The following is an 18264-nucleotide window of genomic DNA, read 5'->3' as shown; positions in this document are numbered from 1 at the left end:
AATGCGCTGCGGCTCATGGCTTGTTTCCGATTCAGCCTTAGCCTTCCGTGCCGTTCGCCGTTCTGGCGACCAGTGCGGTCGGCGCGCCATAGGTTTCACTGATGATGCTGCCGTTGTCCAGCTTGAGTACGCGGTCGGCCAGAGGGAAGTAGCGGTCGTCGTGCGTAATCACCAGCACGGTCTTGCCGCGTGCGCACAGCTCCGGCAGCAATTGTTCATAGAAGACTGCCTTGAACGCTGGATCTTGGTCGGCCGCCCATTCGTCGAACAGGTAGAACGGCCGGTCTTCCAGGTAGGCCACGACCAGCGCCAGGCGCTTGCGTTGACCGGTAGACAGCGCCCGCGTCGAAAAGGCGCCATCGACTACTTGCACCTTGTGATCCAGCGCCAGTTTGGCGACCAGGGCGTTGGCGCGTGCATCGGCCTGTGCCCGGGAAGCATCGTTCGGATCGATGATGCCAAGCAGCGCATCGAACAGGTGGAAGTCATTGAAGACCGCGGTGAAGCGCTCACGGTATGCCGCGCGTCCGGCGGAGGTGATCGCTTTGCCGTCCACCTCGATCACGCCTTCTTCCGGTTCGTAGAGGCCGGTAAGCACTTTCGCCAGGGTGGTCTTGCCGCTGCCGTTGCCGCCGACCAGGAACACCAGTTCGCCCGGTTTGAAGGTCAAGTCGATCGGTCCGACCCGGAACATGCGTTCGTCGCGTTCATGGAAATAGGAGTGGGTGACGTTGCGCAGCGTTAGTGTCTTGAAAGGCTCGTGCGAGGCACTTTCACTGAGTGGCTGCACAAGGGATGAATGTACGACAGGCAGGCTGCCGAATTCTTCCATCACTTTTTCGATACGGTCCAGCGATACCCGCGCCGCGTTCAGGGTCGGCACGTTGTTGAGCAGCCCGTCGAGAGGAAGTAGCATGAATAAAAAGACAACGATGTAACCGGAAGCGGCGGCCGGATCGGCGCGCACACCCAGCGTCGGCCAGAATGTGGCGGCACCAAGGAATACATAGAACAGGAAGACGATCCAGCCGACCCCGACCGCATACGAGCTGAAAGCGCGCCGGCGATGATCGCGCACCTCTCCGATCGCCGCGCCCAGCTGGCCGTCGAGGAACTGGCGGGCGCGTGCCTGGTGCAGTTTCAATTCCTTGGCGCCGGTAAACAGCGCGCCGAGATAGCCGAACAGCTTGTCCTGCGAGCGGCCGGCCGCTTCCAGCGATGCAATGGCGCGCTTGTCGCCGCTGTGATAACCGATCGAGCCGACCACTATCGCGGTCAGCGCCAGCAGGCACACAGGCCAGGACAGCCAGGCCAGGTAGCCGAGGCAGCCGAACACGATCGAACCGTGCATCACGATATTCGGCAGCGCGAAAAACAGCATCGAGACATTGGTAGCGTCATCGGTCAACACCGATTGCACCGGCGCCGCGCCGATTCTTTCGACATCGCTCAGCTCAGCCGCAGCGACGCGTTTGGCGACATGTTCGCGCAACTGCGCCATGGTGTCTTGCGACAACCGGGCAAAGAGGACGCCGGTAATGATCCGGGTGACCAGCGCAATGACTGCGCAGAGGCCGAAGCGCAAGGCCATCGTACTGTCAGCCGCGGCGGAATCGGATAGCGCGCGGTTGAGAGTGGCGACCAGCAGCACGCTCGCGATGCCGTTCAGCACACAGGCGGTGAGCGCAATCGCCAGCGCGCCGCGCGAGCGTTTTAGCAATGCAAGGATAAGGCGCATGGCCGGTTTGGCTTGCGCCGGAGGAGCAGTGAGGGGCGGAAAATTGTAGCGCTCGTTGGCAGCGGTCATCGGCAGTCAGTCGGTTGGAGGTTATAAAAATAAACAAGTCAAATTGAATAGAACATGAGGCTCTTAACCGTAATGACGAACGGCCCGTCCAAATATTTAGCGCTCGGCGATAAAAGAAGAGAAAAAGATGATTTCAGCAGAAATGGCTAAAAATTCTGCCTTGCGGTTCGTCAAGTTAGCAAAGAGGCCTTTTTACGGCTGCACAGAGGATTTACGTCTATGAGCTTTCCGATTGCGTTGCACCACCAAATCCGTGCGCAAGCACGCCTCTCACCCGATGCGCCAGCGCTGGCGTCGTTCTCGCCGCATACCGTGCGGCTGTCGCGCGGCGAACTGGATAGCCGCGCCGCCCGCCTGGCCGCCAGGTTGCGCGCTGCCGGTGTCACCACTGAAGTGCGCGTCGGCGTCTGCGTTGAGCGTTCCTGCGATCTGTTTGTCGCCTTGCTGGCGGTAATGAAGGCTGGCGGCGTGTTCGTTGCTCTTGATCCACGCCATCCGGCTGCCCGGCTCGACTGGATTGCGCAAGATGCCGGGCTGGCTCACGGTATCGTCGACGTTTCCGCCGATGCAGCGATGCGGACCCGATTCATGCAGTGTTTCACTGTTGGCGCTGACGACCAGAGCATCGCCCAACCGGAGTTGAGGGAAGAGGAAGTGGTTGTGCATCCACGTGCCGCCGCCTATATGATTTACACGTCCGGTTCGACCGGCACGCCGAAGGCGGTTGTGGTCGAGCATGGCCCGCTGGCCGTCCATTGCGCCGCGCTGGCCGAGTCGCTGCCGATCGGCCCGACTGACCGCCTGCTGCATTTCGCCTCGGTGAATTTCGACGTTGCGATTGAGGCCTGGCTGGCGCCGCTGGCGCTTGGCGCCAGCGTGGTGATCAGCAGTCCGCCGCCATTTTCGCCTGAAACCGCGCGTGAACTGATGGAGCGTGAAGGCGTCACCAATACCACTTTGCCGCCAGCCTATCTGCGCGAATTCGCTGCCGCTTGCGCCCGCTCCGGCATACCGTCTGCGCTGCGCGTGCTGCTGTTTGGCGGCGAGGCGATGTCGCAGGATACCTTCGACGAAATCCGCCAAGTGCTCCCGGCCATCCGGCTGGTCAATGGCTACGGCCCGACCGAAGCGGTGATTTCTCCGATGCTGTGGCCGGTCGATCCTGGCAGCATGCCTGGGCTGGATCAGGCGCAAAGTTATGCCTCGCTGCCGATCGGCTGGCCGATCGGGCCGCGCGTGGCGCGCATCGACGAGGTCGCGCAAGGCGCTGCCGGCGAACTGCTGCTGGGTGGCGTGTGCCTGGCGCGCGGCTATCATGGCCGTCCGTCGTTGACCGCAGAACGTTTTTTTCCTGACCCGGCAGGTGAGGCCGGCGCCCGCATCTACTGCACCGGCGACCTGGCGCGTGAGCGTGCAGACGGCTCATTCGATTATCTCGGCCGCATCGACGATCAGGTACAGGTCCGCGGCGTGCGGGTAGAGCCCGGCGAGATCGCGGCTTGCTTGCTGACTCATGCTGCGGTAAGCGATGCCGCCGTGCTGGCCGAAACCGTAGTCGGCCGCACCCAGTTGATTGCCTGCGTGGTGCTGGATGCGGCGTTTTCTGATGAGTTGTTGAAAACATATTTGGCCGAACGGCTTCCGCAAGCCTGGCTGCCGCATCGTTTTGTGCGCTTCGAGCGTCTGCCATATACCTTGAATGGCAAGCTGGACCGGGCAGCGCTGCGCGGTGCGGTGGCAGCGCTGCCGGTGGTGGCAGGTGCGGAATACGTGGACCCGGAAACCGCCATTGAGCGCGGCCTTGCCGAACTCTGGCAGCGGTTGTTGAACGACCCGCTGCCCATTGGCCGCACGGACCGTTTTTTTGCGCGCGGCGGCGATTCGCTGGGCGCCATGCAGATGCAAGTTGCGATTCGCGCTGAATGGCGTGTGAACCTGCGGCTGGAGACGTTGTTCGACGATGCGACGCTGGCCGGGCTGGCGCTGCGGATCGACGGCAGCGAACTGGAAACCGGAACGCAGACCCGCGGCATCCCGGCTCCCTACCGTTCCGGATATCCAATGGGCACAAGCTATATCGACCGTCCCGCATCGTTCGCCCAGCAACGCTTCTGGGTGCTGGCGCAGACGCGCGACGCCGGTTCGGCCTATCACATCGCCGTGCAATGGGAGGTGAAGGGCGCTTTGGACGCCGCTCTGCTGCAACAGGCGCTGGATCTGGTGATCGCACGCCACGAAGCGTGGCGCACGACCTTGGTGGAAAACGATGATGGCATCGTGATGCAACGCATCCATGCCGCCTTGCCGGTGCAGATCGCCCAAGTGGATCTGCGTGCATGTGGCGCTACCGAACGGGCGTTGCAAGCTGCCGATTTGGCAGAATGCCACGTGGCAGAGGCATTCAACTTGTCCGCCGGGCCGCTGGTTCGAGCGACATTGGTCACGCTCGCCGAGGATGCGCAGCGTCTGATGCTGACCTCGCATCACGCGATCAGCGACGGTTGGAGCTCGCGCTGCGCCTTCAATGAACTGACCACGGCTTATGCGGCGCTGGCAAGCAATGGCGTTACCGAATTGCCGACGTTGCAGATCCAGTATGCCGACTATTCCCGATGGCAGCGCGACCTGCTGGCAGCGGGTGAAGATCAACGCCAGCTTGGCTACTGGCGCAGCGCCTTGCGCGACGCACCTGAGCCGCTGGCGCTGCCGCTGGACCGCCCACGCGCCGCCGAGCGCGATTATCGCGGCGGCCGCGTCGTGCTGCGGCTATCCCTGGCGACTTCCGATGCAGTACGTGAGATCGCCCGCCGTACACGCTCTTCGCCGTTTACGGTGTTACTGGCTGCCTTCGACGCCTGGCTGTATCGCCTGACCGGCGCTACCGACATCGTCGTCGCCGTACCCGTCGCCCATCGCCAGCGTGCGGAAACTGCGCCGCTGCTCGGCTTGTTCCTGAATACCTTGGTCCTGCGCGCAAGCGTGGCGCCGACCCAGTCGTTCGCCGCACTGCTGGAGGCTGTCCGTACGACGGCGTTGGACGCCTTCGACTATCAGGACCTGCCGTTCGACCAAGTGCTTGACGCCGTCAAGCCGCCGGTACGGCGTGGCGATGAATGGCTAAGGGTCAAGTTCGCGCAACAGTTCGATCTGGAACTGACGGCCGCACTGCCGGGCGCCAGCGTCCAGATGTCGCCAGGCTCCGATCTGGCCGCGCGTTTCGATTTCGCCTTGGATTTCACGGACGATCCGCGTGGCATCGAGCTGGTTGCCGCCTATGCGCTGGATGGCATAGATAGCGCCACGGCGGAAGCCTGGCTGCATAGCTTTGGCGCCCTGGTTGCGGATGCAGCGAATGCGCCGACGCGTAGCATCGCCGAGCTGGATTGCGCGGATAGCGTCGAATACGGCGCCGCGCAACAGGGGCGTCGATTGCCGCAGGAGTTTGCTAGTGTGCTGGCGTTGTTTGCCCGGCATGCAAGCGGCACGCCGCACCGGATCGCCCTGGCCGACGCTGACACGCAACTCACGTTCGCGGAGCTGGATGATGCTTCCGACCGTATCGCCATAGCGTTGCAGCAGCAGGGCGCAGGCGCAGAGTTGCCGATCGCGGTCTGCATCGAGCGCTCGGTGCATTTCGTGGTGGCGTTGCTAGGCGTGCTGAAGTCAGGCGCCTACGCGGTGCTGCTCGATCCGGCTTTGCCGCTTGAACGGCTAGCGACAGCGGTAGATGCTTGCCATGCGCAAGCGGTGCTGGTCGTTAATCACAGCGAAATGCAGCGTTATATGGGCGTTGGCAAAGTGTTCGGCCTCGATGTGCTGATGCAAACTCCTGTGCTTGCCAATGGCGCCGCGCGCAGAGTGCAGCCGCTGCCTGAGCAGGCTGCCTACCTGATCTACACCTCCGGTTCGAGCGGCGCACCGAAGGGCGTTGTGATCTCGCATCGCGCGCTGGCGGACTACGTGCAAGGAATGCTGGACGAACTGGCGTTCAGCCCCGATGCATCGATGGCGATGGTATCGACCGTAGCGGCCGACCTCGGCCATACGACCCTGTTCGGCGCCTTGTGTTCGGGCCGTACGCTGCATTTGCTGCCTGCGCAATGTGCGTTTGATCCTGACCGTTTTGCACATGAGATGCGCAGCCGTAATGTCGGCGTGCTGAAAATCGTCCCTAGCCATCTGCATGCGTTGCTCGATGCGCAGCAGCCGGCGGATGTCTTGCCGGCGCATGCCCTGGTGACTGGCGGCGAAACCTTGCCGTGGGCGCTGGTGGAGCGGATCGCGGCGCTCAAGCCAGGTTGTCGCGTGATTAACCATTACGGTCCGACAGAAGCCACGGTAGGTGCGCTGACTTGCGATACCTCGGCGCTTGCGCAAACCGGATTGCGCGCAGCGGCGACTGCTGCGCACGGCGTGCCGCTCGGCCGCCCGTTGCCAAATGCGCATGTCTATGTGCTTGATGCACACGGCGCCAGCGTACCTCCTGGCGCTATCGGCGAACTGTACCTTGGCGGTCCGGGCGTCGCCCGTGGCTATCTCGGCCGCGCTGCCGACACCGCCGAGCGTTTTGTACCGCATCCTTCCGTTCCTGGCGAACGGCTGTATCGTACCGGCGACCGCGTGCGCTTGCGCGCCGACCGCCGCCTCGATTTTCTCGGTCGTCTCGACGACCAGGTAAAAATCCGTGGCTATCGGGTCGAGCCGGGTGAAGTCAGCACCGTGCTGCGCGCTCTCGATAGCGTCGCCCAGGCGGAAACGCTTGCGGTCGAACACGAAGGGCGCATGCGGCTTGCCGCGTTTGCAACGCCGCATGCCGGCGCCAAGCTGAGCGAGCCAGTGTTGCGTGAGGCATTGGCGACGCGTTTGCCCGACTATATGTTGCCCGCCGTGCTGCTGGTGCTTGAGGTATTGCCGGTAACCGCCAATGGCAAGGTCGACCGCCAGGCGCTGCGTGCACTGTCCGCTGCCCCGACGCCTTGCTCGACGGCCAGCGAGGAGCCGCGCGGCACGATGGAGGAAACGCTGGCTGCGGTTTGGAAAGAGGTGCTGAAGACCGAGTCGGTCGGCCGGGAAGATAATTTTTTTGAGCTGGGCGGAGATTCAATTCTCGTGCTGCAGGTAATCGCCAGGTCACGCAAGCGTGGTGTGCGCTTCACGCCGAAACAGTTGTTCGACGGCCCGACGATTGCCCGTCTGGGGCAGGTGGCGACTGTGATCGAGATTGCTGTTGCTGCTCCCGAACAGGCAAAATCGGAGGCGCCGCAACGCGAGCAGGCCTTGATGCTGACGCCAGCGCAATTGCGGTTTTTTGCCCTCGATATCCCACGGCGCGGTCATTGGAACCAGGCGATCCAGCTGGACATGCAGGAAACCCTTGACCTGGATGCATTCGCGCGCGCATTCGAGGTTTTGCTCACACATCACGACATCTTCAAGCAACGTTTTGTACAGGACGGCGCGCAGGGACCGTGGCAGATAAGACTCGCACCGCAAGCCTTCGATGCCTTGCCGTTCGCCGCCGCTGCCGCACACGACGAGGCCGATGCGCTCGCGCAGTTCGATGTGCTGCAGCGTTCGCTGGACCTGACTCAGGGGCCGCTGGCCTGTGCTTTTGCCGCCGCCTTGCCCGACGGCCGGACGCTGCTGTATTTCGCGATTCATCACGTCATCGTCGACGGCGTATCCTGGCGCGTACTGCTAGAAGATCTGGACGGCGCCTATCGGGCCGCCCGGGAGCGCCGCAGCGTGCGTTTTTCGTCCACCGGCAGCAGCGCCCAGGAATGGGCCGCACGGCTGGCTCGCGCCGGCAGCGATGCCGCGTCGCCGTTCGTGGCTGAAGCGCCATATTGGACATCGCTTGCGACACCGCAGCATGACCTGGCGTTTGATTATCCGCAGGCCGCAGCGACCAATGCCGATGCGACAACAGTCGTGCAGACCCTGGATGTCGAACTGACGCGCGCCGCATTGACGGAGGCAAACGCGGCCTACCGTACGCAAATGATCGAGCTATTGATCGCAGCGCTGGCGCAAGCATTGGGCGCGCATACAGGGCAGACTTCGTGCCGCGTCGAACTTGAAGGTCATGGTCGCGAAGCGTTGTTCGACGAACTGGATGTCAGCCGTACTATCGGCTGGCTGACCAGCCATTATCCGGTGGCGCTGGCGATAGAAAACACGCATGTCGCCACCCTCTGCGGGATAAAAGACACGCTGCGCGCAGTGCCGCATAAGGGGCTAGGTTTCGGCGTGCTCAGCCATTATGGCGACGCCGCGACGCGCGCCGCGCTGGCGGCGGTGCCGCGTCCACGCGTAACTTTCAATTATCTCGGCCAGTTTGAAGCACCGCGCGATGCCGCGCTCATCCCGCGCTTTGGCGGCGCCGGTTGTGAACGCGACCCTGCCGGGCCGCTGGGCAACGCGCTGGCGATCCACGCCTATATCGATGCCGACGGTCCACGCATGCTGAAGCTGCACTGGGTATACGGCGCGACGCAGTTCGAGCGTGCGACGATTGAAGCGCTGGCCAAACGTTTTGAAACGGCATTGGCCGAGTTGACCAGCGCTTGCGCCGCACGCCTGGCGCAACGCGGCGGCGGCGCTACGCCTGTCGACTATCCGCTGGCGCGCAGCGGCGGCCTGACCCAAGCTGCGCTGGAACGCTTGCCGCTAGACTTGCGCACGATCGATGACATGTATCCCTTGTCGCCGATGCAACAGGGCATCCTGTTCCATTCGCTGTTCGCTCCTGAACAAGCTACATATGTGAACCAGTTGGTGGCGACGCTGCTGGCGCCGGATGTGGCGCGGTTGAGCGCCGCCTTCGAAGCGGCAGTGCCGCGCCACGACATTTTGCGCACCGGCTTCACGCCTGACGAAGCGGTGCCCATGCAGCTGGTTCATCGCCAGGCAAAATTGCCGGTCGAATTACAGGATTGGCGTGAACGCGGCGAGGGCGCGCAAAGCGCGTTCGAAGCCTGGCTCTTGGAAGATCGGGCACGCAGTTTCGACCTGACTGCGCCGCCCTTGATGCGCGTCGCCTTGATACGTATGAGCGAAGAGGAGTGGCGCCTGGTCTGGACGCGCCACCATTTGCTGCTGGACGGCTGGAGCACCGCGCGCTTCTTTGCCGATGTATTGCGCGACTATATGGCGCCGCCACGGCCGCAACTATTTGCCGCGGCTGCAAAGACGCGCTATCGGGACTTCATTTCCTGGCTGGCTGCGCGCGATATCGAGACCGAACGTGCATTCTGGCTGCAACGCCTGGCACGGCTGGACCAGCCGACCCGCATTGCCGAACGGGAGGTGGAGGCCGGACGCTCGGCAGAGCAGCGTACCTGGCGCGCGACAATTACTGCCGATACGACGATGCGCATGGGCGATACCGCGCGGCGTCTGAAGGTAACGCTCAATACGCTGGTGCAGGGCGCGTGGGCGCTGGCTTTGCAACGCATGACCATGCAAACGACGGTGGCGTTCGGCGCGACGGTTGCCGGCCGGCCTGATGTCTTGGCCGACGTCGATACCGTGCTTGGCCTGTTCATCAACACCTTGCCCGTCATTGCAACGCCTGCGCCGCAGCTGTCAGCGGCCAAATGGCTGCATCAACTGCAAGGCGACAATGCCGCAGCGGCAGAGCATGCCCACACGCCGTTATATGAAATCCAGCAGTGGGCAGGCCAAGGCGGGGCTTTGTTCGACTCGCTGGTGGTGTTCGAGAACTATCCGGTCGACGAAGCATGGCAGGGACGCGATCCGCGCGCGCTGCAGATGCGCGACCTGCGCAATATCGAAGCAACTGATTTCGCCTTGACGCTGGTGATTGAAGCCGGATCGACGCTGACCATAGATTACGGCTACGATGCTGCGCGCATCGGACAGGCGCGCGTTGTCGCGCTGCATGCGGCATTCGCGGTTGCCATCGATACCTTCATTGCCGACCCGGAGGCGCCGCTGGGGTCCATCGCGGTGGCGGCCACCGACTATCTCGCCGTCGTGAAGCAGCACAATGCGACGATGAAAAACTGGCCGGAAGGACAGCAAATTGCACTGCACCGCCAATTCGAAAGCATTGCGCGTGAATCGCCGCAAGCCGTGGCGTTGGAATTCGCCGACGCACAAGGGCGTCTGCAACAGATGAGCTACGCCCAACTCGACCGGCGCGCCGCGCGCGTCGCCGCCGCGCTGCTGAACGCAGGGATACAGCCGGACACGGCTGTGGCATTGTGCGTCGAGCGTTCGTTCGACATGGTGGTGGCGCTGCTTGGTATCCTGAAAACCGGCGCAGCCTATCTGCCTGTCGATCCGGATTATCCGGCCGAGCGCATCGCTTATCTGCTCAACGATGCGCGGCCCGCCGTCGTGATCACGCAAGCCCACCTGCGCGAGCGTGTGACGGCTGCGCTTACCCATAGCGATGCGGGCATCCTGACTGTCGATGATTTGCTGCAAGGTGCGGACGCACTGGCACAGACCATCGATGTCGCCGCCGATCAGCTGGCCTACCTGATTTACACATCCGGTTCAACCGGCAAGCCGAAAGGCGCTGGCAATACGCACGGCGCGCTGGCAAACCGGATTGCCTGGATGCAGTCGGCATACCAGCTGAGCACCGATGACGTCGTACTGCACAAGACGCCGTTCGGTTTTGACGTTTCGGTCTGGGAGTTCGTCTGGCCACTTGCGGTCGGCGCCAAGCTGGCGATTGCCGCCCCGGGCGATCACCGCGATCCGGCACGGCTGGTAGCGACAATTGCAGCGCAACGGGTGACGACCTTGCATTTCGTGCCGTCGATGCTGGCCGCCTTCCTGGCCTATATCGATGACTTCAAGGTGGCTGCAAGCTGCGCCAGCATAACGAGAATCATCGCTAGCGGCGAGGCGCTGGCGCCGGAACTGGTGGCGCGCGCAACCCAGTTGTTGCCGCATGCGCGGCTCCACAATCTGTATGGCCCGACGGAAGCCGCCATCGATGTCTCGTACTGGCCTTGCCAGGCGGAGGATGGCAAGGCCGCTGCCGTGCCTATCGGTCATGCCATCGCCAACATCCAGCTGCACATACTCGATATCGCTTTGCAAGCCGTTCCTGAAGGCGGGCTGGGCGAGCTATACCTGGGCGGCGCAGGCCTGGCGCGCGGCTATCTTGGCCGTCCGGCGTTGACCGCAGAGCGCTTTGTGCCCGATCCGTTTGCACCAGGCAAGCGCCTGTACCGCACCTGCGACCTGGCGCGTCGCCGCAGCGATGGCGCGCTCGACTATCTTGGCCGCATCGATACGCAGGTAAAGCTGCGCGGCCAACGCATCGAACCGGGTGAAATCGAAACCTTGCTGCGCAGTGCGCAAGAGGTACATGACGCCGTGGTTATCGTACGCGACGAGCAATTGATAGCCTACGTCGCTCGCGCCACCGACAGCGCGCTCGACCGGGACCTCCTGTTCGCCCTGTTGCGTGCGCAGCTGCCGGCCTACATGGTGCCGGCCCAGCTGATCGAGTTGGACCGTTTGCCGGTGACGCCTAACGGTAAATGTGACCGTAACGCCTTGCCAGCGCCGGCACGCCAGGAAAGAAACGTGGCTGCTTTGCATACCGATACGGAGCGTACCTTGGCTGCGATCTGGCAACGGGTGTTGCGGCTGGAGGCGATTGACCGCGACGACGATTTTTTCATGCTTGGCGGCCATTCGCTGCTGGCGACCCAGGCCAACGCCCAAGCCAACCTGCACTGGGCGCTGTTGCTGCCGTTGCGCGCTCTGTTTGAAGAACGCACGCTGGTGCGCTGCGCGGCGTTGATCGATGCCGCGTTGGCGGAACGCAGCACCAGCACCGGCCCGGATGCCGCCAACGCGATCGACGCGCTGCTGGGCGAGCTGGAAATGGAATAAAGACATAGAGGTTATTGATGACGACTGTAAAACCAGACATGCTTTCCCTGGCCGCGCGTTTCGCGCAACTGCCGGACGCCCGGCGTACATTGTTTTTGCAGAAACTGGAGGCGGCAGGGATCGATTTTCGCTTGTTGCCGATTCCGCCACGCGCCGAACGCGCCGCCAGCGTGCCGGCCTCGTTTGCACAAACGCGCCTGTGGCTACACGCCCGCATGATCGATGAACCGGCGGCGTACCACATCACCGAACGGCTACAGCTTGACGGCGCCCTGGATGGGAATGCCTTGCGCCTCTCTTGCGACGCCTTGATTGCGCGCCATGAGGCCTTGCGCACCACTTTCGCCGAAAGTGCCGATGGCGTGCAGCAGACGGTGCATGCGCCAGAACGCTGCCCGTGGCATGGCGTGGATTTGTGCGATTTGCCGCTTTCCGCCCGCCATGGACGCGCAGAAGACATCGCCCGCCAGGATGAAGCGCGACCGTTCGACTTGACCCAGGGGCCGCTGATGCGCGCTTGCCTGATACGGCTGGACGCCAGCACGCATTGGCTGGCGCTGACGATCCATCACATTGTCTCGGACGGCTGGTCGATTGACGTCATGCTGGCCGAACTGAGTTCTTTCTATCGCTCATATGCGATGAAGGAAGCGGTTTCACTGGTGCCGCTGCCGATCCAGTATGCCGACTTTGCTCTATGGCAGCGTCGCTGGCTGGATGCCGGCGAACGCGAACGTCAACTGACGTTTTGGCGCACGCAACTCGACGCCAGCCGCGATGTACAGATGCTGCCGGGCGCCGCGCCGCGTCCGGCGCAACGCAGCGCACGCGGTGCGCGTCTCCAGTTTCGTATCGAGGCGCCGCTTGCGGCGCGTGTGCGCGCCGTGGCCAACGCCCGCCGGGCGACGCCGTTCGCAGTGTTGTTGGCGACTTTGAACGCGTTGCTGGCCCGGGCCTCCGGAGAATCGCATATCCAGATCGGCGTACCGTCGGCCAACCGCGAGCGTAGCGAGACTGCCGGTTTGATCGGCTTTTTCGTCAACACGCTGACGCTCGCTGTATCTAGCGGTCTCACGCAGCCTTTTGCGACGCTGGTCGAGCATACCCAGCAAAGTCTGATGGATGCGCAGTCGCATCAGGATGTGCCGTTCGAGCAGGTGGTCGAAGCGTTGGGCGTGGTGCGCAGCGCCAGCCATAATCCCTTATTTCAGGTAATGGCCGCCTACGGCGCGCGTCGCCATCTGCCGTCGCTGGCCGATGTCGCCATGCACGTGCTGCCATCGGGTACGCCGTTTGCGAAATTCGATTTGACGCTCGGCTTCGAAGAGAACGATGACGGCGGGATCGACGCCGGTTTGACTTACGCCCTCGATATGTTCGATGCCGATGCGATTGAACGGCTTGCCGAGCGCTTCCTGACTTTGCTGAAAAGCGCCACCGCCACGCCGGAAACGGCTGTTTGCGATCTGCAATGGCTGCCGGCTAGCGAACTCTCCCGGCTGAACGCGTGGAATCAACATCAAGCCGTGACGCCGGTTGGCTTCAAGGCGGTGCACGAACATATCGCCGAACATGCGAGAAACAGGCCAGATGCACGCGGGGTGGCCGACATGCAGCGTTCCCTTAACCGCGGCGAAGTTGATGCGCGCGCCACGCGGCTGGCGCAACACCTGGTCGCTGCGGGCGTCACTGCCGAGATGCGGGTCGGCGTAGCGCTCAGCCGCTCGGTGGACTTGCTGGTCGGCCTGATCGCGGTGTTGAAATCGGGCGGCGCCTTTGTGCCGCTCGATCCGGCGCATCCGCGCGAACGCCTGGCGCAAATGCTGGACGATGCTCGCATCACCCATGTCATCACTGAAAGCCAAAGTCTGGCCATGCTGCCGGTCTCCGACGCCATACGTTTGTGGCTGATCAATGACGATAATGACGATAATGACGATAATGACGATAATGGCGAGGATGATATCCACGATGCGGAAACTGCATCGATAGCGTTGCCGGTGGTCGCGCCAATGCAGGCAGCCTATGTCATCTATACCTCCGGCTCGACCGGCAAGCCGAAGGGCGTGGTGGTCGATCACGGTTCCTTTGCCGAGCATTGCGCCGCCATTGCGCAACGCTATGGCGCCGGCGAGAAAGATGTTTTCCTACTGTTCCAGTCGGTCAATTTCGATGGCGCGCATGAAGGCTGGTTCTCGCAGTACATGTCCGGCGCCGCCGTGGCCGTGACGGCCGACACGCTCTGGCCGCCGGCGCTGACCTGCAAGATGATGCAGCGCGAAGGCGTCACGATGACCTACGTGCCGCCCGGCTGCGCAACACAGCTGGCCGAATGGGCGCTCACGCATGGCGCGCCGCCGACCTTGCGTTCGTTGACAGTGGGCGGCGAAGCCACATCGCGCGAGGCGTTCGCGCTGATGCGCCGCGCCTTTCCGAAGGCGCGCATCGTCAACGGCTACGGGCCGACCGAAACCGTCATCACGCCGATGTTGTGGATGTTCTACCCGGATGACGATAGCGCCAAACTGGCCGATAGTGCCTACCTGCCGATCGGCACGCTGGTGGGCGCACGTACCGCCCACGTGCTGGATGCGCGTCTGAACCCGTTGCCGGTCGGCGTGATCGGCGAACTCTACCTGGGCGGCGAGGGCGTGGGCGTGGCGCGCGGTTACCTGGAGCGGCCGGCGCTGACCGCCGAACGTTTTGTGCCCGATCCGTTCGGCGCCGCAGGTGCGCGACTTTACCGCACCGGCGATCTGGTCAAGCGCCGCGCCGATGGTGTATTCGATTTCATAGGCCGCGCCGATCACCAGGTCAAGCTGCGCGGCTTGCGGATTGAACTGGGCGAGATTGAAGCGCAACTCGCCGCACATCAGGATGTGCGCGAAGCGGTGGCCGTCGTCCACGGCAAAGGCGCGCAGGCGGCGCTGGTCGCTTATGTCGAACTGAACGCGGAGGCCCGGGCGCGCCGGTTGCAGGCGGATGCCGCCGAACTGGACGCACACTTGCGCCATACGCTGCCTGACTACATGGTGCCGGCCCATATCGTCGTGCTCGATGCGTTGCCGCGCAATACCAATAGCAAAGTCGACCGCGCTGCCTTGCCTGAGCCAAAAAGAGTGGAGCGGGTGTACGAATCGCCGACGGCAGGCATCGAGGCGGCGCTGGCGCAGATCTGGCGCGAGGTGCTGTCAGTCGAACGGGTCGGCCGTGCCGATCATTTTTTCGAACTCGGCGGGCATTCGCTGGCCGCGGTGCGCGTGGCGACACGGGTCGCCGAACGGCTTGCCCACGACGTGCCGGTGCGGGCGCTGTTTGAAGCGCCTGTTCTCGCGCAGTATGCGCTGCGGGTGATGGCGGCGGCACGCACCGAGCCTCAACCGGGTGCCGACAACCATGACGTTGGCGCTACGCTGGTAGCCGATGCGGATGGCGTCTTGCCTTTGTCTGCGGCCCAGCTTGGCCTGTGGTTCCTGTGGCGCACGCAACCGGAAAACGCCGCCTACAATATTCCTGTGGCGCTGCGTCTGCGTGGCGCGCTCAACATCGAAGCGCTGCGCGAAGCCTTTTCCCTGGCTGCCGCGCGCCATCCGGCCCTGCGTACGCGACTGCTCGAGCGCAACGGCAGCTTGCCAGGCCAGCGTATCGAAGCGCTGTGGCAGGTGGCATTGCCGCTGGTCGACCTGAGCGGCGAAGCTGCCGCGGTGGCTGCAGTTGCTCTGACCGACGAAGATGCGCTGGCGCCGTTTGACCTGCTTGGCGCCAAGCCATTGTGGCGGGTGCGGCTGCTGCGTCTGGCCAAGGACGACCATGTCTTGTCGCTGGTAGTTCACCACATTGTGTCGGATGGCGATTCGATCGATCTGTGGCTTGACGATGTGCGCACCACGTATGTTGCACTGGCATCGGGCTCCGCTCCGGCTCGGGTGTTGCCGGCAACGCTACCGAGCACACCTGTTTTACCGATTGCAGCGCCGCGCTCTCGCCTGGCGTTCTGGCGCGACGCGCTCAAGGATGTTCCTGCCACCGTGTTGCCGGCACCGCCGGCAGGGCGGGCTACAGAACCGTCCTGGGCGGCAGGCCGGATTCCCTTTGCGTTGGATGAGGCCTTGGTGCGCCAGGTGCGGACGATGGCGAGGGATACCCATGCGACCTTGCCGATGGTGTTGCATGCCGTCTTGAATCTCGCCTTGTATCGGGCCACCGGCGTTACGGACCAACCGATCGGCGTGCTGGCATCGACGCGCGAGCTGACCGGCGACGCCGCACGTCTTGCCTTCGGATTGTTCATCAATGCAGTTGTGGTGCGGACGCGTCTGGTGGTTGGCGATTCACCGGCAACGGTGCTGGCGGCGGTGCGTGATGCTGCATTAGCCGCATACGCCCATGCGGACACACCGTTCGCCGAGGTCGTGGCCGCACTGCGCATGCCACGTACAGAGATCGGCAATCCCTTGTTCAAGGTGATGTTCAACTATATGCGGTCGGCCGGAGCCGCTGCGCATGACTGGGCCGGCCTTGCACTGAGCGATTTCAATGACGTCAGGCACCGTGTTGTATTTGAACTGGAACTGGATATTGTCGAGCGTCCGGACGGGCGGGTGACGGGCGCTTTTTCCTACGCGAAGGAATTGGTGGATGCGGCATTTGTCGAGGCGCTTTCGAGGGATTACCTGATGGTGCTACAGCAGTTTGCCGATGCGCCTGACGCGGCCATTGCATGCGTCCAGCCGCGCTTCGCCGCAGAACTGCCGTCTGCCGCAGAAATAAAAATTGAAACCTACGGCCTGCAAACAGAAACGGCAAACCTGGCGCAGGCGCTGAAGCGCATCTGGGCCGATATGTCCTGCTGCAGCTCGCCTTCGCTGCAAGATAACCTGTTCGAGGCCGGCGCCAGCTCTTTCGATATCGTGCGCTTTGTCGATGCAGCGCAAGCGGCCGGTCACGTATTAACGATTGCAGAGGTATTTGCGACACCGTATTTCAGTGCGATGGCGGAGCGCCTGGCGCTGCGCTCGTCCGCCGCGATGATGGCGGACGACGTTAATTGATTCCTGGCTGAGCCGACATGCGACCTTCCCGGGGTTCCATTGCCAAGCATTTTTTATTTGACCGGCGCGTTTGACGTGCCGGCTAAAACTGATAAGGACCTTAGACATGCAACGAGATAGCATATTTGACATGGTTGGCGTCGGCTTCGGACCGTCCAATCTAGCGCTTGCGGTACGCCTTGCCGAAGAAACCGGGGCCTCCAACCTGGCGCATTGTTTTATTGAGCGGCAGCCTGAATTCGGCTGGCATCGCGGCATGCTGCTCGACGATTGCCGCATGCAGATTTCCTTTCTCAAGGATCTGGTCACCTTGCGCGATCCGAAGAGCCGTTTCACGTTCATCAACTATCTGTTCGAGCGCGGCCGCTTGCCGGATTTCGTCAACCTGAAGAGTTTTTACCCGACCCGCGTCGAATTCCATGATTACCTGAACTGGGTCGCCCAAGCCTTCGACGACCGGGTGCACTATGGCGTAACCGTGGTCGGGATCGAACCGGTGCCGGCAGCCGGCGGCAGCGGCCAGATCGATACCGTGCGCGTCTTTTCGCGCGATGAGGCGGGGCGCGAATGGCAGCGCGTGACGCGCGCGCTGTCGGTGGGCATCGGCGGCACCGCACGGGTGCCGGAAGCGTTCGCGGCGCTGGGTCCGCATAATGTGATCCATACGGCCAACTACCTGAACTCGATCGATCGCGTGGTCGGCGCTCCACAAAGCGGTCCTCGCAAGCGGATTGCAGTAATCGGAGCGGGGCAAAGCGCGGCGGAAGTGTTTCTCGACCTGACGCGGCGTTTCCCTGGCGTTGACGTCAGCCTGGTGACGCGCTCCAGCGCGCTCAAGCCGGCCGACGACAGTCCGTTTGTGAATGAAATTTTCAGTCCGGCCTTTACCGATGTCATCTTCGCCCAGAACAAAGACATGCGGCGTTCGCTGATAGACCGCTTCCGCGACACCAATTATGCCGTGGTGGACCGGGCGCTGATCGAACAGATCTATGAAATGCTGTATTTGCAAAACGTTGCCGGCGCACCGCGTCATCGCTTGCTGGCCAATACCGCGATCGAAACCGCTGTGCGCAGCAGCAACGGCCAGATCGAACTGACCTTGCGTGACCGTTTGGACGGCCATGCCCGCGCCGAGCGTTTCGACGCGCTGGTTCTGGCGACCGGCTACGGCCGCGCTACGCATCTTGGACTGCTGGACGGGCTGGCGCCATATCTGGGTGATGCGCTGACGCAAGGCAATGTGGGCCGCGATTACCAGCTTTCCACGCCGGCGCACTTCAAGCCGCGCATATACCTGCAAGGCTGCTGCGAGGATAGCCACGGTCTGTCCGATACGCTGCTGTCGGTGCTGGCCTTGCGCTCGGATGAAATCACCGCATCGCTGATGCAAGGTGTAGAGCAAGACCGTCAAGACCGGGCAATCAGTCCGGCAACGGCGAAAAATAATAATGGGGTGGGCGGCGGCCGCATGGCTTCCGCTCTTTAACGAGGAACGCGGTTGGGGCTAAAGACCCTGTA

4 protein-coding genes are annotated in these 18264 nt (G+C 62.9%); 3 read left to right on the top strand and 1 reads right to left on the bottom strand.

Features of this window, described 5'->3' with window-relative positions; genetic code table 11:
• Positions 1-37: 37 nt before the first annotated feature.
• A complete protein-coding gene (locus ABI171_RS09435; protein ID WP_348092334.1) occupies positions 38-1738 on the bottom strand; it encodes a cyclic peptide export ABC transporter in 1701 nt (566 codons plus the stop codon).
• Between the two features lie 288 nt (positions 1739-2026).
• On the opposite strand from ABI171_RS09435, the gene ABI171_RS09430 reads away from it, so the two are divergent.
• From ABI171_RS09430 to ABI171_RS09420, 3 genes are all read left to right on the top strand, one after another.
• Positions 2027-11692, top strand: a complete 9666-nt coding sequence (locus tag ABI171_RS09430; protein ID WP_348092308.1) for an amino acid adenylation domain-containing protein — start codon at positions 2027-2029, stop codon at positions 11690-11692.
• Between the two features lie 17 nt (positions 11693-11709).
• Complete coding sequence (locus ABI171_RS09425; RefSeq protein ID WP_348092307.1) at positions 11710-16743, top strand: amino acid adenylation domain-containing protein; 5034 nt, start codon at positions 11710-11712, stop codon at positions 16741-16743.
• A 106-nt stretch (positions 16744-16849) separates the two neighbouring features.
• Positions 16850-18232, top strand: coding sequence for a lysine N(6)-hydroxylase/L-ornithine N(5)-oxygenase family protein (locus ABI171_RS09420; protein WP_348092306.1), 1383 nt, complete (start codon positions 16850-16852; stop codon positions 18230-18232).
• The last annotated feature ends 32 nt before the right edge of the window (positions 18233-18264 follow it).

The sequence above is a fragment of the Collimonas sp. genome, from assembly GCF_039923675.1.
In the GTDB taxonomy this organism is placed as follows: domain Bacteria; phylum Pseudomonadota; class Gammaproteobacteria; order Burkholderiales; family Burkholderiaceae_D; genus Collimonas.
This window is presented reverse-complemented; position numbering and strand designations above follow the sequence as displayed.